This window comes from Nocardia gipuzkoensis (assembly GCF_021183645.1).
Taxonomy (GTDB): domain Bacteria; phylum Actinomycetota; class Actinomycetes; order Mycobacteriales; family Mycobacteriaceae; genus Nocardia; species Nocardia abscessus.
In genome coordinates, this window is sequence record NZ_CP089225.1 from 3,284,708 (window position 1) to 3,305,706 (window position 20,999).

The window sequence follows — 20,999 nt, forward strand, 5'->3', positions numbered from 1 at the left end:
CTCTCTACCTGCTCTCTTCGACAAACACGCGGAGCGCGGCCGAATCCAGTTTTCCGCTCGGCAACAACGGCAGCGTGGTGACCTGACGCCAGAGATGCGGAACCATGTACGGCGGAAGTTGTTCCATCGCGAAGCGGCGGAGCTTCGCGGTATCGATATCACCCGCCGTCGGAACGACGATGGCTACCAGTCGTTTGCTCGCACTGTCGTTGCCGTGTGCGATGACAGCGACGTCGGCGACGTCCGGATGAGTTCGAAGTACGGCGGATATCTCACTCGGCTCGATGCGATAGCCGTTGACTTTGATCTGGTTGTCGATTCGACCGACGAACTCGAGGTCGCCATTGGCGTTGATGCGGCCGAGGTCTCCGGTTCGATACACGCGATCCATGCGTCCGGCGATACCGGGCAGAAAACGTCTTTCCTGTTCGTCCGGCGCATTGAGATATCCGATCGCCAATCCATCGCCGGCCACGTATATCTCCCCCTCCGCGCCGACTGGCGCCAGCTCACCCGCGGCATCCACCAGGTAGACGCGACTGTTGGAGACAGGTCGGCCGATCGGTAGCCCGTCGATGAGCTGGTCGGCGGCAAGACGGTACGTGGTCGTAAACGTTGTATTCTCAGTCGGCCCGTAAGCGTGGATTATGTGCGTCCGAGGGCAGCGAGCGCGGAACTGCCGTACATGCTCGATCGAAGCCACATCGCCGCCGGTCACCAGTTCGCGGACCCCGGAGAACCGCTCTGCCGCGAAATCGGAAACCATCTGGAAGAGGCCGGTTGTCAGGAAGCAGGTCGTGATTCGTCGCCGCTCGGCGAATTCACCGATTTCGGTGGGAAGCAGCCGCCCGCCCGGCAAGATGTCGAGTGTCCCGCCATTGAGCAGCGCGCCCCAGATCTCGAAGGTCGAGGCATCGAAGGACAGTGGCGAAAGGTGCATCATTCGTGTCGTGCCGTCCAGGCGCGCATAGTTCTGTGCCCGGACGAGCCGTGCGACGCCGCGGTGCGTCACCTGCACACCTTTCGGAGTTCCGGTCGAGCCGGAGGTGAAGGCGACATAGGCGATGCGATCCGCGAACCTTTTCGGGAAGCTGATCGGATCGTCGCCGGCGTGCGTCAGCAACTCGTCGAACGTCACACACGCAATGGGTGAGTCCGGCGATTCGGCGATCTCTAGAACGGCGGACGACTCGCGTGCCACAGTCAGTTTTCGCGTTGCGGGGAGATCCGGCTCTACGCCGACATAGCAAGCGCCGAGGCGCAGGACTCCGATGAGCGCCGCGATGGTTTCCGGTGATCGGCTGTTCTGCACGAGTACCCGGTCGCCCGGACCGACGCCGTGGGCATTCAGGCTACGCGCGATTCGGCGGGAGCTGTCCGCTAACTGACGGTATGTCACTACGCGATCGCCGAGTTCGATCGCGGCTCGGCCGGGATGAGTATCGGCCACCGCGTCGAAAAGCGAATCCAACGTTGCCCGAGGATAATTCGTGGCAGTATCGTTCCAGCTATCGTACCAGGCGGCGATAGATAAGCGCGTATGCATCTGTCGCTCCTTTATTTGCTCGGCGATGAATCGGTGGAACGTCCGTCAAGACGAGACAATCGACGGGTCACCGAGCACTGGTTGTGTGAAGAAGTTCGGAAGAACGATCGACTCGTCGTACTCCTCGGCCAGAAAGGAGTGAGCCGAGTCGGTGACCGCGCCGGCCAGTGACCTCCACCGGGCGTGTGTCGGACGCCCAGCGGCCGCTTCTCGTCGCTGGTGGTGGGTGAAGGCGGTGGCCACGCTGTAGTGGTCGACGATGGTGACGCGCTGCTCGGCGAACGAATGCATCACAGCGCGCAACAGCTCGACCGCCGCGCGGTCCCGCCACAACGTCCTGGTCGATGCGGTATCAAGGCCCATCCGGCGCCCGATCTCCGGCAATACGTTGTACCGGCTGGGGGAGCCCAGGTTACGCAGTGCGACCTCGGTGCAGGTGTACCACCCGGAAAACGGGGCCGCCGGGTAGGAGATACCTCCGATACGCAGTAGCTGATTGCTGATTGCCGGATGGGCGTACCAGCGGAGGCCGAGTTCGTCGAACCAGGACAGCTCCGGGTGGACCAGTGGCACTTCCAGCCCGGCGCTCTCGGGTATCGGGTACCACCGAGGTTGTTCCCGAGGCATCTGGATGACGATCGGCAAGATATCGAATCGTGTGCCCGCCCCGCGCCAGCCGAGATTTTGAACGGCTTCGGTGAAGCGGATCGTGTCGGGATCTCCGGTGACGGATCCGCCGCGATGTCGGTAGCCCGCATACCGGACGAGCTGACTGTTCCAGATCCGGATACCGGAGCCGTTCTCGGCCGACGGCAATACGGTTATTACTGCCCTGATTCGTCCGTTGCCGGTGGCTATCCGCAGGTGCTCGACGCATGCCTCGAAGACTTGATCGGCTGTGACGGCGTCGCGGCAGTCACGCAGGTCGAGTCCGCGCCACGCGCCTTTTCCGATGCAATCGAGTGAGTTGCGCCAGGCAAGTTTGCTGCCATAGCCGAGTTCGGCCGAACTCTGCCAGTAGGTTCCGGTCCGGTCGATCTCCGTGGCGATTTCCTCCCACCGTCCCGCCGGTATCGAGTCGGCACCCAGTTCCGCCCGGCAGATTCGCAGGAATTCCCCGGCCTCGGTCAATGTGTCGGTGGCAGGCTGGATCGGGTCGATGGAGGTGTCGTGGCCCGGGCAGACCGCGAATTGCTTCATGCCACGCCGCCCGCGCTGATCGCACCGGTCCGATGCCAGATTGCGGCGACAGTCTCGGCGCGAGCGGGCACCCGACGGAGCAACAAGCCGAGTGCTGCGGTCACTCTGCCTGCGAACACGGCATCGACCGTGCGTCGCCGGTGTGTCACCGACAGTTCCAGGTGGGTCGTGTGATCCGCGAGGGCGACGCGAAGATCGTGTCGGGCCGTGTCGACGCCGATCGGCAGTGGTTCTACCGCCAGACCGGACAGCTGGGGTAGCGATTCGGCACCGTAGGTGACAACCCACAGCACATGTCCGCCCGCCGCGGAGTGGATGTCGTCGGCAAGTAGCTCGTACGAGATATCGGACACGGTCAGCGCGGATCGGACGTCGTGCGTTATCGCGTCGATCAATTCTCCGAAGGTGGTGGTCGGGTGCATCCTCGTCTGGATGATCAGCGGACGCGCGAAGTATCCGACCGCATGTTGGTCGCCGGTGCTGTCTCTGCCGTGGAAGGGCGTGCCGATGAGCAGGTGTGCCGGACCGCCGGCCGCCGCGACGGCGATCGCGGTGAGCGCAAGTGTCATCACCGATGTCGTTGCGCGCGCTGCGCGGCGGCGCTGCTCCCACGTCGCGCGTTCCGCCGAATCCGCGACGGCGAACGCCGTACCGGACTCCCAAGGCATCGGATCACCGGGTTGCTCCGGCTCCGGAAGCTTAGGCCGACCGGCTGCGGCCAGCTCGTCACGCCGGCGCACGATCAGCTCCGTTCGGTGCTCCGTCGCATCGTCGCAGTCAACCGGACGCCCTGCGGCAGTTCTCGTCGCCCACCCGGCCGGATGCCGTCCGCTCTCGCGCAGCGCTTGATAACAGTCGAGCATCTCGGTGCACACCAGGCGTATCGAGAAGTCATCGGAGATCAGGTGGTGGATGACGAGAACTACGACGTGATCGTCATCGCGGGCCCGGAGTATGCCGATCCGGCTGAGCGGGCCCTCGGCCAGGCGTATCGGGCGGACGACGAAGTCGGCGGCTACCTGACCGATCAGTGCATCCGTTGCCCCACCGAGGTCGATCACGGTCATCTCCGCGCTGCCGGGGCGCTCGACGAGCACGGGCAGCCCGTCGGCCGCGGTGGCAACGACGCATTCCAATACCGGGTGTCGCCGTAGTACCGCCTGGACCGCCTGCTGCAGGACCTCGAGGTCGAGCGTGCCGCGCAACCGGAAGGCAGCGTTCATATGGTATTCCGGGGTAGCGCCCTGCCGCAGTTCCAACAGCCACAGTCGAAGTTGTCGGTCGGTCAGCGGCCGGGGATCCGCTGGTGCGCTGAGCAACCCGATCAGATCTCCGCGCCAGGCCGACATCGCGGCGCGAATTGTTTCGTCGATCGCTCCGACCGGTGCCCGGAATCGCAGCAGCTCCTGATCCAGCCACAGCTCGACCCCACGTCGGCGCAGCTCGATCAGCAAATCGGCGGGCGTGCCGAATTGCCCGGCAGTCATACCACGCCTTCCTCGACTCCCGCATGCGCCGGTGGTTGGGCAGCCCGTCCTTCCTCGTTCTCGACGAAACGCCGCACCATCTCGACCTCGAGCAGCCGTCGGAAGTTGGTGACCGATGGCGCTCGCATCAGCTCGACGTGGGAGGGACGAAGCCCGAATCGACGTTCGGCTTCGTTCAGCAGGGTGATCAGGTGGACGGAGTCCATGCCGACCAGCACCAGATCGGTATCGGCCTCGATGCCGGGCTGGTCCAATCGCAGTCGTACCCATTCCAGTAGATGCTCGCCCAACGGAGAGCTGGCGCTGGTCGAGCGGACCTGCGCGAGTTGTTCCCGCGCACCGGACGTGGCGTCGTCGGTCGAAGTAAGCGGCAGCTCACGGAGCCGGCGCCGGTCGACCTTTCCGTTCCCGCTCAGCGGGAACTCCGGGACAAAAACGATATGGCTGGGCACGAGATATGCCGGGACGATTCGTAACAGGGCTGCGCGTAGCGCATCGGCGGTGACGTGTTCGTCGGCCGGAACCACGTAGCTGACCAGACGCCGATCGTGTTCTCGGTCTCCGATCACCTGGCTGATGGCCGTCCGGACGCCTGGCAAGCTGGTCAAGGCCGCGTCCAGATCACCGAGTTCCACCCGGTAGCCACGGACCTTGACCTGTCCGTCCAGGCGGTACAGCATCTCCAGCTGCCCGTTCCGCCGCAGGCGTACGAAATCGCCGGTGCGGTAGAGCCTGCCGTGCTCAGCGTGCAGGGGAAACGCTTCGGCCGTCAGCGCCGGGTCGTTCCAATACCCGTCCGCCACTCCGGAGCCGCCGATATGCAGCTCACCGGGGACATCGAGCGGCCGTTCCCGGCCGAGCGCGTCGAGGACATAGGTTCGCTGGTTGGTCAGGGGCTTGCCGTAGGGCACGCTGGACCATCCGGGAGAGGGCTCCTCGGTGTCGTGCACCACCGACCAGACGGCGGCCTCGGTTGCGCCACCGAGGCTCAGGACTCGCGCGTTCGGCGCCGTCGATCTGATGCGCTCCGGGAGATCGAGAGGAATCCAGTCCCCGCTCAACAGCACCAACCGCAGATCGGGCAGCGAGACGTCACGCAGCTGTGCCAGGTCGACCAGCAGATTCATGAGCGCGGGTACCGAATTCCACAGTGTGATCCGGTGTTCCGTCGAATATTTCAACCACTCGCTGGGATCCTGTGCGGCCTCGGCCTGTCCGGTAGTCACTACCGTCGCGCCGGCAGCGAGCACGCCGAAGATGTCCCACACCGACAGATCGAAGCCGAGCGACGATACCGCGAGAACCCGATCACCCGGGCCCACCATGAATCGTCGATTGATATCGAGCAGGGTGGTGGCGGCCGCGGCATGGGTGATGCGGACACCTTTGGGGGTTCCGGTGGAGCCGGAGGTGAATATGACATATGCGAGGTCGTCGAGCCCGACGGCTGGTTGCACCGTGGCGGCCGGGTCCGCGTCGGAGTCGGCTTCGCGCACGGTGACGAGACGACCGTCGAACCAGGCGGGCCGATCTCGATCAGGACCGACCACCAGGGTGTCGATCCCGGCGGCGTCGGCCATGATCGCCAGCCGCTCGTCCGGCAGTGCCGGGTCCAGCGGAAGATAGGCGGCCCCCGCGGCACAGATGCCGATCACCGCGGCGGCAGCGGCCCAGCCACGGTCCCCGACCACACCCACGACGTGCCGGGATGTTCGGCCGAGCGCCCGCAGTTCCGCCGACAAAGCCAGCGCGGAGCCGGACAGTTGGCGATAGGTCACCGCCGTCGCTGCCGCGGTGTCGACCACCGCGATGGCTTCCGGAGTCGCTGCCGCCGCGGCAAGGACCAGTTCGTGCAAGGGACGGAGCCGGAAGTCGGCGTCTAGTTCGGCACCGGCGCGAGTGAGCCGCACAGACTCGGGGGTCGTTGCCGCGTGGGAAGCACTCCAGGTGGACTCGTCGGCGAGGCTGCCCACGGTGCGGGTGAAGGTCTGGAACATGTCGTCGAGCATTGCCTCGTCGAAGGCGTCCGAGACCACGTCCCAGATCAGCGACACAGCATCGGAAGTCTCGATGACCTGGCAATCGAGCAGTACCTGAGGCGTCTGTGAAATCGAGAACCGTACGGTGCCGAGCTGCGCGAGATCGTTTCTGAAGTCACTGTTGTCCGGGGTGCGAACATGCGTGAACACGATCGGCATGGAGACTTCCGACTCCTGCCGCCGGGACATCTCCCGCAGCAAGGCGACACCGGTGAATTCACGGTGCTCGAGATTGCTCCACAGCTGCTGTTGTACGGCCGCCGCGAGATCGCGCACGCTACGGTGCTCGCGAAGGTCCACCGCCAGCAGCGTCGTATTGGTGAAGGCGCCCACGACTCGATCGATGTGCGGGTGTAGCGGTGGGCGGTCGAACACGGTGAGGTTGAGCGTGAATTCGGGTGCCGCGGCCCAGAGTCCGATGGTGTCCGCCATCGCGGTCAGGATGGCAGGGGCGGTACCGACTCCCGCCGCACGGGCATGCTGATCGATCGCCTTCCACTGTCGGCCCTCGATCCTCGCTTCCAGGCGAGTGAACTTCGGTGACTCGATCGCCTCGATCGGGCATCGAAGCGGCAGTTCCGGAGCGGACGGCAGGTCGTCCAGCCGAGTGCGCCAGTATTGTTCGGCCTCGGCGCGTGCGGTTGCCCGCGACTCGTCCGTCACCTGCGCGACGTAGTCGCGGAAAGTCACGTCTATCGGAGGCAGCACCCGGTCGGGGTGCATATAGAGCTGGACGAGTTCGGATGCGAGGATCTGGAAGCTCAACGCATCCGCGATCAAGATATCGAAGCTGATGTGTACTCGGCTGATTCCGTCCGGCATTCGCGTGACGCGTATGTCGAACAGTGGCCATCGATCGGTGGGCAGCACCTGATGGGACATTTCGGTGCGAATCGCATCGAGAATGTCAGTGTCGGTGGTCACCTCGGTCAGCGGCGGACGGTACCGAGGGACGGTGTCCAGCACCCGCTGAACCCCATCCCCGTCGACGATGGCGCGCAGCATCGGATGGCGTTCGATGAGTTTGTTGCATGCCTGCTCCAGACGTTCGGTATCGAGTTCGGGAACATCGAGCTCCAGATATCCATGGCATGCGGTGCCGACCGCGGTGGATGTCCTCTGCCTACCGACCCAATAGGCCTGTTGCAGGTCCAGCAACGGGAACGGTTCGAACTGGTCATCGTGGTTGCTGCGCACGGATGATTGCGGGAGCAGGCCGGTCGGCGGCGACGGTTCCCTATCCGAGTCGATGGCCGCGAGTAGCCGTTCGCGAAGTTGCTCTCTGGCCGTCGGTGCGGCCTGGCGAGTGACTTCTTTTCCTGATTCGGGCATGAATTGTCTCAACCTTCTCGTATTTCGCCACTCGCGCTCGGATCGACTGCGGGCGAATACGCAGTCGTAGGTGAACCCGGATATCCGGCGGTGGCGACATCGGAGCGCCGGAGGGTGGAGCTGGACAGACCGGCAAGGAGAACCAGCGCGATAAGACCGGCCGCGATGACGATCGTGCGCGTCGGGCCGGCCCCTTCCGTGAGAAACCCGCCGAGAGCCGGCCCGACCGGCAAGAGCGCCGAAAATCCCGCTTCGACCATCGACTGAACTCGCGCCATCATGCCTGCCGGAGTCTGTTCGGCGATGTAGACCTGCAATGGGATCGCGAGCACCGGGCCGAGAAGCCCGGCGAGCATCATCGGCAGCGCAGGCCAGTACGGGCCGAACGGGGCAGCGATGGCAAGCACCAGGCCCGCAAAGGCCATGCAGATGGCCAGGACCAGCTGATTGATGGGCACCAAGCCGACGAGCCGGGGGGCGACCAGTGCGCCGACCAGACCGCCGACACCCATCGCGCCCATTACGATGCCCACCACGGTCGGGCTTCCGCCGCGATCTTGAACCAGCACGATGACGGGGATCAGCAACATGCTGCTGCCGAGGTTCACCACCAGTGTGAAGAGGCAGATCGCGCGCAATAGAGGTTTGTTCCACAGCCACCGGGCGGCCTCGGCGATGTCAGCGCGCATCGTCGGCTCGGCGTCCGCGGCTACCATCGGTGCGCCGGCCCGGCGAGGTATTCTCGCGAACATGAGGCAGGTTGCCGAAATCAAATAGGTGATGGCGTCTGCTACGAAGGGAATTGCCTTCCCCCAACCGAACAGCAGACCACTCGTGGGCGGCCCGATCAGCGTGACGCCGTACGTGCGGGCGTGTTCCTGAGCGTAGGCGACCGTCAGCAGTTCCGGTTTCACGATCACCCGGACGGTGGCTTCGCGTGCCGGGGTGAACAGCGCTCCGGCCGCACCGAGGATCGCGGCCGCCGCGACGATGTGGACGATCGTGAGACGGTCCATGATCGCGGCCAGGGCCACCGTGCCCACTGAAATCGCCCGGATCACCTCGCAGGAGAGCAGGACGCGACGCCGATCCCAGCGGTCACCCCACACTCCCCCCGGCAGTGCGAACAGCAGTCTCGTGGCGAACCCCACCGTGCCGACGGCACCCGCCATCGCGGGCGATCCGGTGAACGCGAGAACCAGCAACGGAAAGGCAAGTGCCGAAATATCCGAACCCAGCGCTGATATCGCAGAGCCAATCCACAGCCATTGGAACTGTTTGTTCCGCCGAAGCTCCTTCGCGTGTTCCGTGGTTCCCCTCATCGCGCCCCCATGCCAAGACCTCTCGTAGCGGAAATTTCATCAGCTTCGGAGTCGAGGCATTCCGATGGATATTTCTCGCATTGATATTCCCCCCGAAAGTCAATAATGCTTGCGGCCTCTACGCCGGAGTCGAAGCTAGCATGGCCACTTGGTCGGGACAACCCTGCTCCGCGGTGCTGACAAAACTTTGGCAGTCCTGTCACTGACATGCATCATGGCATGGGCAAATGCTACCCCCGCATGTCATTGACACGCGTAGGCGTCCTGCGGTTACCTTACTTCGGTCCCACGGCACTGGACGGAGGTATTTCTGTTGGAAATTCGCGGCTTGTACCACTGTTCCGCAGGCGAACCGTCCGATTTCAGGATCGGTTCGGGGCCTCGAGGATGAGCAGTGGGTTCGTCGGTTACGATCTGCACCGTAAAACTGAAGGATCGGTCTGACAGGCAGTGGCCGTCGGGTCGAATCGCGGTTCGACCCGACGGACGCCGCGACTGCCGTGACTATTACATGAACAACTTCCCGATCACGCCAGAGCGGAGAGCTTCGAGCGGCAATCGTCCTGATCCGACAATGTGATCAGCTCAGCGCGACTGTCCACCCCCAATTTGTCGTACAAGCATCGAATTCGCCGGTACATCGATCGCTCCGATATGTAGCTCTCGCGCGCGATCTCCGCCACGGTCATCTTGGACCGCAGCATCTGCAGCAATCGGATGTCGAACTCATGCCGGATGCTCAGGCTGTTGTGTATGTGTCCCCGTCCGGATTCGTGTTCGATAACTGCACTGTCGGCACCGGCAATACCCTGGCCGCCGGGCTTCCGATGTTCCACTGGCTCCGGCGCCGAGCGTTCCGGTGTCATATCGGGAGGCTGGAGGTGCTCACGTAAATGGTCGCGAAGGATCTCGGCTTGCTGTTGACCGGAGATCGCGACATTCAGCACAAGGTTGGCGCCGGAGCGTATCGCGAAGTAAGTCGAGTATCCGGTGACATCATTGGTCACCGCGACGATGAGTCCCATTGCGTATCGCGCGCGCACCGAGCCCAGAATCTCAGCCTGATGCTCGGTGTTGACCGGCAGCATGACCGGCACATTATCGATACGAGCGCGCACCGACATTTCTTCGTAGTCGACGTACTCGACCTTGAACGGTGGTGCGAGTAAGTTCCCCCATCGCGCATTCCCGGGATGAAGATGCTCGCGCAGGCTCGGATGGGCGAGAACACCCACCTTGGAGTTCGGTTCGAGGTCTCGGGTCGGTCTCGAACCAACTCGGGCCAAACCGCCTCGAGTCCGTCCTCGCCGATGCGAATCTGTCATTGCCACGTGTCACACCCCCACTCGGTCACAAGCGTTCACTCGCTGTGACCGACTATCCTGTTGTCCTGCTATCCGATTGGACGCAGTAGGTCCCCAATCGGTTCCATCATGCTGAGCGGGATGGCGACCGACGACGAGGTGGTGCCATCCCATTCGCAGCTGATCTTACCCACGACGCGTCGAACCTCCTGCGCCGAACAGTCTCCCTGAGGACCCGCAGAGCCGCGGTGACCTGGCTTTTTCGCCGACGTGGTCGTCCTGTCCGCCGGGCCGCTCGCCGTGGCCACGATTCGTCGGTGACGGCACGCTCGATCCGGAGAACGTGCCCGACGACAACTGGCCGACACCGTGGCATGGTTCCCAAGTGGTTACGATGACCTGCGGTTTTCGTGATCCTGCGACGATTCGATAGACTCGCACCGCCGAGAGGCACGCCGCCTTAGCTCAGTCGGTAGAGCGCTTCACTCGTAATGAAAAGGTCGGGGGTTCGATTCCCCCAGGCGGCTCAATAGCATCTTGCTATAATCGCAGGTGGAGAGCTTGTCGAAGCCCCTCTTGTCCATTTTGCCCGATTTTTCTGATGACGCGGTCATCGGAAAGTGATGACGCGCAACGCGGGTTGGTCCTTCGGTGGTCCGTTGACCTGGTCTTTTACCGCGAGAGGGTCCGATGATTCGGTCCCTAACCCCATGCAGTGATCGGATTGCGCAAAAGATCAACCTCTCCGATCTGGGGTAGCTGGCGGACCCTTCTCTGGAGTGGTCACCGTCATCGCCTCTGTCGGCGATCGCGTCGTGTAGCCACCGCGGTCGAATGGGTCACCCGCCTTCAGGCCCACTCGCCGGCACGGACGATTGCCGCTGAACTGGCGGGTCGTTGCGTCCGATTGGCAGGGTGTCGCCTCGGCGATGAACGATGCCACCCGAGAGGTCGGCTCCGCGGTCGGTATCGCGTTGATGGGCTCCGCGTTCGCCAGTTACTACACGTCGGCGCTGCCTGTGCGCGATCAGCTACCGTCGCAAGCGGGGCACGCGGTGGAGTCGTCGGCGGCGGCCGGTCTGCACGTGGCGGGATTGCTGGGTCCGCAGGGCACCGCGCTGGCAGCTGCAGTGCGATCGGCCTTCATTGGTGGTCTGTCTGCGTCATTGGTCGCAGTGTCGGTGATCCTAGCGGTGGCCGGTGTCGTTGCGATGCTGCGTGCGCCCGAGGTTCAGCATCCGCCGCGGTACCGATGGCTGTTTTGTCGAGCTACCACGAACAACAGCTGAAAATGATGATCTCATCAGTTGAATATTGACAACGAATATGATCATAAGTGAGTATTTCATCAGAATTTTCAGGCATGGCCGTACCGCCGCATGCCGGCTGGGGGCATGGCTGCGTGTTGGACAAGAGGACCAAAAGGATACTGCGTCATGAAAACGATACTCATTACCGGTGCGACGGCGGGGATCGGGCTGGAGTGCGCCACTCGACTGGCCCCCGACTCGAATCTGGTGCTGGTAGGGCGCAGCCTGCCCAAACTGGACGTTGCCGCCAGGCGGGTCGGAGACGCGGGAGCTGTACGTGTGGACACACTGGTCGCCGATTTCGCCTCCCTGGCATCGGTGCGCGAACTAGTTGAGCAGATACGCGCCAGCTACGACCGGATCGACGTTCTGATCAACAATGCGGGGACTGTGTACGCCGACCGCACGGAAACCGTGGATGGCTACGAAGCCACCTTCGCGGTCAACCACCTGGCCCCCTACCTGCTCACCCAGTCGCTGAAGGAGCTGATGGTGGCAAGCGCGCCAGCGCGGATCGTCTTCACGGCATCTACCGGACATTACCGTGGCTCAATGGATTTCGATGACCTGCAGTACCGCTCCGCGTACTCGATCATGAAAGCCTATTCGCGTTCCAAGCTTGCCAACGTCTTGTACATGCGAAGTCTCGCAGCCGAACTTTCGGGCACCGGGGTCACCGTCAACGCTCTCCATCCCGGAATGGTTGCAACTGACATCTGGGATCGCGCCCCTTGGTTCGCCCGCCCGCTCTTGGCTGTGGTCAAGCGGATGACCATGATCTCTCCCGAGGAAGGTGGACGTCGAATCGCCTACGTGGCCAGCGATCCGGCCCTCGCCGACGTCACCGGTCAGTACTTCGAGGACAACCAGATTCGGGAGCCGTCCCCGGTGGCGCAGGACCCGTCGGTCGCGCAGCGGTTGATGCGAGTCAGTGATTCGCTCACGGATCCACGCTGAGCATTGGGCTGACGAGGGTTCGACAGGCAGTGGCCGTCGATATCGGCCCTGAAACGCCGCAAAGCGCGCACTCGCTCAGCGGAGGACCTCGAAGAGGTTGAACTCGAGGTCGCGCACATTGCTCTTGTAGTGACTCACCGTCCGCCTTTCCCGATCAGCCCGCCGACACGTCCAGTAGATGACGACTTCATCGTAAGTGATGACAATTCCAGAATCTGGCCAGGATCGTGGTCGCTGGTTCAAGGACTGCCGCCCTGTGTACAGGAGCTCCAGCTTTCACTTCGATAAGTGGAGGACGGCTCGAACGATGGGGGCGAGGCGCCCGATCTCTGCTTCTTCAGTTCGCTTTGCGCTCCAGTCCTTTTCGGTCATAGAAGAGGGTGACCACCGCACCGAAGCACACTCCGATAGCCAGACCGAGCAGTGTCATCCAGGTGCCGTGGGCCAGGCCCGCGGAGCCGCGCGCGTCGAAATACAGGATCGCCCGGATGCCCAGGAAGACCTGGTGCATCGGTTCGAAGGTGGACAGCCATCCCATGAATCTCGGGGTAGCCTCGATGGGGACGGTGCCGCCGGCGGAAGGCAAGCCGAGGACGATGAACACGATCAGGTTGACCAGCATGCCCGCCGCGCCGAAGGCCGCCAGGATCGCCAGGGCGCTGACACCGACGGCGATGATGGCCAGTGTGCTGTACAGGAACAGTGCTGGGGCCCGGTCGACGGGCATGCCGAGCAAGTTTCCCACGCCCAGGATGATCGCCGAGACGACCGGAGCGAGACCGGTGAGGATGCCCCATTTCAGCAGAAGGGTGCGGAATCGGGAGATCGGTGTGGGCGGATAGTGCACGTACCAGGGCCCATACTCGGTCGGGGTGAATCCTAGGGAGGCGTCGACCATGGTGTGGATGATCATGGCGCCGGTGAATCCGGCGAGCAGGACGAGTAGCGTGTAGAAGAACGCCGACAGCCCGCCGCCGGTGCCCTCGGGCAGCGGCCGGAACGGCGTGATCACCACGTTGATCGGTTCGGCCAGGGTCAGCAGGCTCGCCCCGGCGACCGTGGGAGCTACTGCGCCGGGTGCGGAATGCAGTTGGGCCTCGACGGTATCGGTGAGCTGCTTGCCGACCGTGCGGTTGACCTCGGTGAGCGCCTGCTGGGCGATGCGCGTGGTGATCTGCGTGGCGTAGCTGCCGACCCGCGGGTTGGTCTGGATGGTGATGATCGGTCGTTCGATCTGGCCCTCGACGACACTGGCGGTGCCGAGGATGCCCAATCGCTTGGTGAAGTCACTGGGAATGATGATGGCGCCGTAGATCGAACCGTCGAGCAGCATGCGCTGCATTTCCGGGACACCGGTGACCTTCAGGTCGACCTTGTCGGCGGGGATGTGCTGCACCAGCGCCGCGCTGATCTGGTCGCCGATATTGGCGGGGTTGCCGCCGAGACTGTCACCGACGTCCTGGTTGACCAGCGCCAGCGGGAAGTCGTGCAGGTTCTTGTCGGGGTTCAGGACGTAGCCGAGATACATGAACGACAGCAGTGCCATCAGCAGGGCCACCACCGCTGTGGGTCGTGTCCAGACACGTGCCAGCCGGAATTTCGCTGCCATCGAATGGGCTCCTCTCACGACTGCTCTCCGAATACCACTCGGCGATCGCGGGTTTGGTTGTCGAGTTCGGCTCGCATGGTTGCCCTGATTCGTTCGGAAGGCCCTCTCATCCGGGAAGTCGACATGGGGGCCGGACCGTTGTCCGCAACTTCGTCGGCGCGGGCTGCTGAGTGCGAGCAGGGCCGGCCTATAGGGCGGGGGCAGCGGCCGTTGCCGCCACGCCGAGCGCTCCGGCGACCGCGTCTCCGAGGGCGCGGCAGCCGCCTACTGCCGGTCCAGAGCATGGACTCGTAGTCGTACACTGCGGCCTCATTTTCCGTGTCGGGAGCTGCGTGGGACGGAAACTCCAATCTGATAGCGTCATCAGAGTTGATTGAATCAACCTAACGCAGCTATTGAGGAAATCATCAGTCACGATGAAACTCGTGTCAAGGAGATCTGAGGATTTCACAGCGCTCCAGTCCGCGTGGCAAGCGCGACGGCGGTCACGGTGACGGCCCCTTCGTGCCGCGAACCAGCCTCCTGGCTCCCGAGCCGGTGCAGGCGGAACAGCATCTGCCGGTTGGTTCGGCGGCGGATGTCGGCTTCAAACGTCGGGTGACAGCATGACGACGCGTCGGGTAATCGCGGTCGTCGGCTGCTGGCCGCCGATGATTCTGTGCGGTCTGGCTCGTGTCGTGGACTTCCTGCCCACAGTTCTTACGGCGCCGATCCGTGCAATTGCGCCCCTGCTGGGGGCGAACAGACCGGTGGGGATATTCTGGCGGGTGCCCGCTGGGTGAATCACGAGGAGCCGATGGTCGACACGGATCCGTTCGAGACACAGCGTGATGTGGCTATTGATGTCATCACGGAGTTGAGCGCTGCCGGTTTCGAGGACGCAGTGGAGATCGGGCGGGGTGGATTCGGGGAGGTGTACCGGTGTACCCAGCTCTCGGCGGATCGTACGGTCGCGGTGAAGGTACTCACCGGTGAGCTCGACGAGAATCGGGAGCGCTTCTTTCGCGAGCAACGTGCGATGGGGCGGCTGACCGGGCACCCGAATATCGTCGACATGCTGGAGGTCGGTGAGACCGGCCGCGGTCACCCCTACCTGGTCATGCCGTATCACGATCGCGGCTCCCTGGATGCGCGCTTGCGCCGCGATGGTCCGCTGTCGCTGGCAGAGGCGCTGCATCTGGGGGTGAAGATCGCCGGGGCGCTGGAAACCGCACATCGGGCGCAGGTGCTGCACCGTGATATCAAGCCGGGAAACATCCTGCTCACCGAATACGGCGAGCCCGCGTTAGCGGATTTCGGCATTGCCCATATCACCGGCGGGTTCGAAACGGCGACCGGCACGATCACCGGATCACCGGCGTTCACCGCACCGGAGGTACTCGGTGGGGACCCGCCGAGCCGGGCTTCGGATGTGTACGGGCTGGGAGCCACCTTGTTCTGCGCACTGACCGGGCATGCGGCCTTCGAGCGCCGCAGCGGCGAGCGGGTGGTCGCGCAGTTTCTGCGAATCACGCAGCAACCGGTACCTGATCTGCGTGAGCAAGGAATGCCCGACGACGTCTGCGCGGTGATCGAGGCGGCCATGTCACGCGAACCGCGGGACCGCCCCACCGCTGCGGCATTGGGCGAGCAAGTCCGTCAGGTAGAGCGCGATCATGGTTTCGCGGTCGACGAGATGGCGCTGCCGACCGAACCAGGAGCGCCCGCGACATCGGCCGCGGTGATTGGGAACAGTGTTCCTGGCCGAGGCGTCGATGGGTTGCGTGTGGGTGTGGGGAATGTGCCGTTGGAGCTCACCAGCTTCGTGGGTCGGCGCATCCAGGTGTCGGAGGTGAAGAACGTACTGTCGGTGTCGCGTCTGGTGACGTTGACCGGTATGGGTGGGGTCGGCAAAACCCGGCTCGCGCTGCAAGTCGCTCGCAAAATGCGGCCGCATTTTGCCGGTGGCGTGTGGCTGGTCGAGTTGGGAGAGCTGCGCGACGCGGAGTCATTGGTCGATGTCGTGGCGGCCACTCTCGGTCTGCGCAACCAGACCGGCGGGCCGATGCTCGAGGTGCTGGTGGACTTTTTGTCCGCCCGGGAGCTGCTGCTGGTGTTGGACAACTGCGAGCACATGATCGAAGCGGTCGCGGAGCTGACCGAGTCGCTGCTGCGAACCTGTCCGGAGGTGCGGATTCTGGCGACCAGTCGGGAGTCGCTCGGCGTCGGCGGGGAGTCGGTGTTTGCGGTCTCGCCACTGGCCGTCCCGGCTCCGGACAGTGAACCGTCACTGCGGAGTCTGGCCCGCTACGACGCGGTGACATTGTTCGCCGAACGAGCTGCCGCGGCGGTGCCGGGCTTCGAGGTAACCGACGGCACCGGGCTGACCGTGGCCCGGATCTGTGCCCGACTGGATGGGTTACCGTTGGCGATCGAGTTGGCCGCGGCCCGGTTACGGACGATGTCGCCCGAGCAGATCCTGACCCGGCTGGACGACCGCTACGCCTTGCTGACTCGCGGGAGTCGTGGTGCCCCCGTGCGGCAGCAGACACTGCGGTGGTGCATCGGCTGGAGCTATGACCTGTGCACGTCGGTCGAGCAACGGTTGTGGGACCAGCTTTCGGTGTTCGCCGGCGGTTGCGAGCTCGATGCCGCCGAGCAGGTGTGCGGCACCGATCTGACCGAGGCGGAATTGCTCGACGCATTGTCCGCGCTGGTGGACAAGTCGATCCTGATCCGCGAGGAAACCGATGGCACGATCCGCTTCCGGATGCTCGAAACCGTTCAGGAATACGGCAGGGAGCAAGCCGAGAACAGCGGAGAGTGCCCGGGATACGTTCGACGGCATCGGGATTGGTACGAGCGGATGGCACTCGCGGCAGAAGCGGAATGGGTCGGCCCGCATCAGTTGCAGTGGGTTGCCCGGTTGGAGCGGGAGCTGCCGAATCTGCGGAAAGCGCTGGAGTTCAGCCTGTCCGAGCCGGGTGATGACGGGTTGCGGATCGCCACTGCCCTTTACATGTTCTGGACGTTGCGTGGGCGACTCAGCGAGGGGCGCCGCTGGTGCGAGCGCGCGCTCGACCACACGACCGGTGTGCCGACCGCCGACCGGGCCAGGGCACTGTACGAAGCCCATGCGATGGCCACTATGCAGCGGGACATGCCAGCCGCCATCAGCAAAGTGGCACAGCTCGAAAGCTTGGCCGAGCAGGCGGACGACCCGATGGTCAGCGCCCTGCTCGCCCAAGTCCAGGGAAATAATTGTCTCGCCGGAGGTGATGCTGATCTGGCTCGCGCCGGTAGCCTGCTGGCCACTGCTATCGACTATTATGAGGCATCCGGTGACCTCAGATTACAGCTGCACGGCTTGATTTCGCTCGGATGGGTTTACGCACTACAGGGAGATGAACCGCGGGCTATCGCCTGTTACGAAAGAATACTCGCGATCACCGAATCCGCCGGTGAAACGCTGCTTCGGTCGTGGGGGTTGTGGGGGATGGGATTCGCCGTGTGGCGAAGCGGTGCGCGCGACCGCGCCGAACATCTGTTGCAGGAGGGTATTCGAGTGGCCCGACTGGTGTCCGATCCACTTGTCGCCACGGGCTGTTTGGAAACGCTGGCCTGGATCGCGGCGCAGCAGCGCCATGCCCGGCGCGCCGCCGTCTTGCTTGGCGCCGCCGATACGCTCAACCGCACCGTCGGCAACCTCATTTTCCTTTTTCCCAGTTCGCTTGTCCACCATGAGGAATTCACGCGCAGCAGCCGTAAGATGCTCGGCGCGCGAGCATTCGAGACGGCCCACCAGAATGGCGCCGCGATGAGTTTCGATGCTGCGGTGAGCTTCGCGCTCGACGAGCAAGCCGAAGCGACCGCGCCGCCGGCTCGTTCGGGAGGAAAACTGACCAAACGTGAGCGCCAGATCGCCGATCTCGTCGCGCTGGGTTTGACCAACAAGGCCATCGCCGCCCGACTGGTGATCTCAAAACGTACCGCCGATGGACATGTGGAACATATCCTGGCCAAACTGGGCTTCACCTCGCGCGCACAGATCGCGGCCTGGGCCGCCGAGCAGCCCGAATTCTGAAGCCCTTGCGCCATATGCCCCGGCCCGGGCAGCGTCATCGATCCGGCGTTCGGTTGTGCCTCGGTGCGGTCGAGATGAGTGGCCGCCGACTTCGCCCCGAGCGGGAGCCCGCAGGGTATCGAGCGTGATCTGTCGCCTTTGAGATAGCGGTCGAAGAATGCTGCCGAGTAGCGCATGTAGACCTCGGTTTCGCGGAAGTCCGCCAGGTTCCATGGCGGGAAGAGCTTGTTGATGTAGGGATTGAGCGCTGCGAAGTCGGAGATGAGGAAGCGATCGGTGTGGCTGATCTCGATGAAGTGCTTCCGCCGCCGCCGGCCGCGGTGTAGGTCGTCCATGGTGGTTCGCCCGACGCTTCCGAGTAGGCGTCGGCGCCGGTGAGGAACATCAGTGGGATGTCGATATGTGCGGCGGCGTCGGCGATGCGTGTGTTGCTGATGAACGGGCGAGGCCAGCGGGAGGACACGCTGATCCGGGGATCGCGCGGGGCGAGCGGGCTGTCGAGAGCGCGGGCCGCGGGCATGGCGCAGGGGTCGATGTCGACCACCCGGACTTGTCGGAGATCGGCCGGGAGCGGGGCATACGGGTGGCGCAGTCGATTGCCATGCCGCCGTTGAGCAGGGGGTAGGCGGCGCCCAGCGAGTGCCCCGGCATCCGGACCTTGGAGGGGCCGATCGACCTCGCGAGCGGCGCGGCGGTGTCGTCGTTCGCTGCAGTGTCATGTCGAGAGCCATGAGGATCTCCCGGGGTCGATATGTCATGCCGAACCGCATCCATGCGATCGCGGAATCTCGGGCGGCGAAACCACGAGTTCAGAGCGCGAAAGCGACCACAGGACTGCGCGTCTACCAGGATCAAGTATCTGACAGTATCATCGGTACAGGATCAAAAGATCAGATATGATGGTCTGATCGAGACGTGAGATCGGCATGACCGTAATTGATTTCCGGAGGGCGAACGGAACGTGGGCCACTGCACGAGCAATGTGTGCGACCTCGATTTCGATCTGTTCGAAGTGCTCGGTCTGGAGACGATCCTGTCTGCGGGTGCCTTCAGTGATCTCGATCCTCAGACCGCGCGGACGATAATCGCCGAGGCCGCGGGCTGGCTGAGGGGCCACTCGTCGAGTCGTTCGCGGCCACCGATCGCACTCCGCCGGAGTTCGTCCGACCCTCACGGGTTCGACTGCCCGAGGCCTTCAAACGCTCCGTGCGGGCGTGACAGGAGGCTGGCTGATGGTGTGTCGGCAAGTCGGGGCCATCGGAGGCATGCCCGCCCTCATGTGCCGAACCCTACTGGAATAACTGCTGATCTCCGCGCTCGATCGCAGAGGTGACGGTCACGCACATCCGCCGACGGCGCGGGAGGCGGTCTCCGGTACTTCGACCGCGCCCTGCTGCGCCGCACCTCCGAACTCGCGAAGGTCCACAACCACGGGCATGGCCGTGGAGGGCTGGCATCCATCACCGCTCAAAACCATAACTTGTGATTGAAGGGTCAACTCATGGAAGTAGTGACTACAGGTTGCTGGCTGCTGCGCTTCCGCTCCGACATTCCGCGAGCCGACGCGAGCCGCTATTGGGCGACAGAGCACGGTGACATCGCGGCTCGCATCCCGCACGTCATCGAGACCGTCGAGCGACACTTCTCCCGCACGGAGCGGGGCTTCTGGCCCAAGACCCCGCGGTGCGCCACCACCATTCCCGATGACTGGAGCTTCGACGGGATGCCGGAGCTGCGCCTGACGCTCGGCGGGGCGTTGCGGGGGTTGCGTTCCCCTGCCGCCCGCGAGATCGGCTACGACGAGCAGAACGTCTTCTCCACATCTCTCGGTCACCTCGGTCTGCCCGGTTCGTCGCGCTGGTGGACCGGCGGATTCGGCGATCGGACCCTTGACACAGCTGTCGTGTTGATGCGCCGCCGGGCAGGAGTGTCCCGCGCCGACTTCGCGGACTTCGTACACAACGTGCTGGCCCGAGCGCTCCTCGAGGCAGGAGCAGCCGAGCTGCGATCCCACGTGTTCGCCCCTTGGCTTCGAGCTCTCCACAACACGCCGGGCGTCGGTCACGACAATCCCGCTCACCTGCGCTACCACGGAGCGTTGGTGATAGGCGCGCGGCCGGACGAGGGCCTCCCGGCATTACTCGAGTCCTCGCCTGTCGTCTATGCGGTCTCGCACCAGGATCGGTTCTGCACCGCCATGCACGCCTACAAAGTCGAGCAGTCGATCCCCCTCGTGCTGGCGGGTCGACCGGTGCCCGCTGTGGAGCGAGGTTTCCGCGAACTCACCTCACCGAGCCGTCCCGGCGAAGACTGCGTAGCCCAACACTCCGCCGACAGCCCGCACCGTCACAAGGATCGGCATGAACCCAGCGACCGCGACCCCGTCCGTCCGCTGTCGTCTCCGCTTCCCACGAGCACCTGACCAGTCACAGACAAGTGGCGGCACGAGACGAACCCGGAGAATGGTCTTGGAAAATGCATCGGCTCGTTGATGGTCGTGAAGTACTGTGCGGCGGCAGCGATTGCCACAGGGGCGGTGGCGAAGACCTGACCAGCCAGGGTGCCCAGGACAGCGCCCGCGGTGACCCCGGCAATGCACCCTGGACGCCGGAGGGCGGGCTGTCGAACACGGTGGCCAGTGCGCCGGTCAGGGTCGCGCCCGGGGCGCCTCCGATTGCCCAGCCGCCCGCCCCGTCGCCAAACAAACCCGTCGTGGTGCCGACGGTCGCGCCCATCTGATGGTGTTGGTCAGACCACTCCACGCGGCCTGCGCGCGCCGTCGGCCGGTTGCATAGTCGATCTACGCGGGATCTGACGCGGCGCCGATGCG

At 64.1% G+C, this 20,999-nt stretch carries 11 protein-coding genes and 1 tRNA gene; 5 read left to right on the forward strand and 7 right to left on the reverse strand.

Features of this window, described 5'->3' with window-relative positions; all coding sequences use genetic code 11:
- Positions 1-4 precede the first annotated feature (4 nt).
- From LTT66_RS14685 to LTT66_RS14710, 6 genes are all read right to left on the reverse strand, one after another.
- Positions 5-1,546, reverse strand: a complete 1,542-nt coding sequence (locus tag LTT66_RS14685; RefSeq protein WP_233067709.1) for an amino acid adenylation domain-containing protein — start codon at positions 1,544-1,546, stop codon at positions 5-7.
- Between the two features lie 45 nt (positions 1,547-1,591).
- Positions 1,592-2,746 carry a nitric oxide synthase oxygenase gene (locus tag LTT66_RS14690; protein ID WP_233067711.1) on the reverse strand — a complete coding sequence of 385 codons (1,155 nt, stop codon included), beginning with the start codon at positions 2,744-2,746 and terminating at the stop codon, positions 1,592-1,594.
- Complete coding sequence (locus tag LTT66_RS14695; RefSeq protein WP_233067713.1) at positions 2,743-4,233, reverse strand: condensation domain-containing protein; 1,491 nt, start codon at positions 4,231-4,233, stop codon at positions 2,743-2,745. Before LTT66_RS14695 ends, LTT66_RS14690 begins: the two co-directional genes overlap by 4 nt.
- Positions 4,230-7,604, reverse strand: coding sequence for a non-ribosomal peptide synthetase (locus LTT66_RS14700; protein WP_233067716.1), 3,375 nt, complete (start codon positions 7,602-7,604; stop codon positions 4,230-4,232). The genes LTT66_RS14695 and LTT66_RS14700 overlap by 4 nt, the downstream gene beginning before the upstream one ends.
- Before the next feature lie 8 nt (positions 7,605-7,612).
- The gene (locus LTT66_RS14705; protein WP_233067718.1) at positions 7,613-8,926 is read right to left on the reverse strand and encodes an MFS transporter; all 1,314 of its coding nucleotides are present in this window, start codon (positions 8,924-8,926) and stop codon (positions 7,613-7,615) included.
- A 527-nt stretch (positions 8,927-9,453) separates the two neighbouring features.
- The gene (locus LTT66_RS14710) at positions 9,454-10,161 is read right to left on the reverse strand and encodes a helix-turn-helix domain-containing protein (RefSeq protein ID WP_233067720.1); all 708 of its coding nucleotides are present in this window, start codon (positions 10,159-10,161) and stop codon (positions 9,454-9,456) included.
- Positions 10,162-10,684: 523 nt separating this feature from the next.
- Between LTT66_RS14710 and LTT66_RS14715 the strand changes: the two genes are divergently transcribed.
- The 3 genes from LTT66_RS14715 to LTT66_RS14725 all read left to right on the forward strand — a co-directional run bounded on the left by LTT66_RS14715 (position 10,685) and on the right by LTT66_RS14725 (position 12,497).
- Positions 10,685-10,757: transfer RNA gene (locus LTT66_RS14715), tRNA-Thr, on the forward strand.
- 402 nt (positions 10,758-11,159) lie between these two features.
- Positions 11,160-11,519 carry a hypothetical protein gene (locus LTT66_RS14720; protein ID WP_233067724.1) on the forward strand — a complete coding sequence of 120 codons (360 nt, stop codon included), beginning with the start codon at positions 11,160-11,162 and terminating at the stop codon, positions 11,517-11,519.
- A gap of 147 nt (positions 11,520-11,666) precedes the next feature.
- The gene (locus LTT66_RS14725) at positions 11,667-12,497 is read left to right on the forward strand and encodes an SDR family oxidoreductase (protein WP_233067726.1); all 831 of its coding nucleotides are present in this window, start codon (positions 11,667-11,669) and stop codon (positions 12,495-12,497) included.
- Positions 12,498-12,834: 337 nt separating this feature from the next.
- Here the strand turns inward: LTT66_RS14725 and LTT66_RS14730 are convergent, their stop codons facing one another.
- Positions 12,835-14,106, reverse strand: a complete 1,272-nt coding sequence (locus LTT66_RS14730; RefSeq protein ID WP_233067728.1) for a YhgE/Pip domain-containing protein — start codon at positions 14,104-14,106, stop codon at positions 12,835-12,837.
- Between the two features lie 796 nt (positions 14,107-14,902).
- Here LTT66_RS14730 and LTT66_RS14735 point away from each other — a divergent pair.
- Together LTT66_RS14735 and LTT66_RS14740 are read left to right on the forward strand one after the other, a co-directional pair.
- A complete protein-coding gene (locus LTT66_RS14735) occupies positions 14,903-18,169 on the forward strand; it encodes a protein kinase domain-containing protein (RefSeq protein WP_233067730.1) in 3,267 nt (1,088 codons plus the stop codon).
- Positions 18,170-19,670: 1,501 nt separating this feature from the next.
- On the forward strand, positions 19,671-20,591 hold the full coding sequence (locus LTT66_RS14740; RefSeq protein WP_233067732.1) for a hypothetical protein: 921 nt from the start codon (positions 19,671-19,673) through the stop codon (positions 20,589-20,591).
- Positions 20,592-20,999 lie beyond the last annotated feature (408 nt).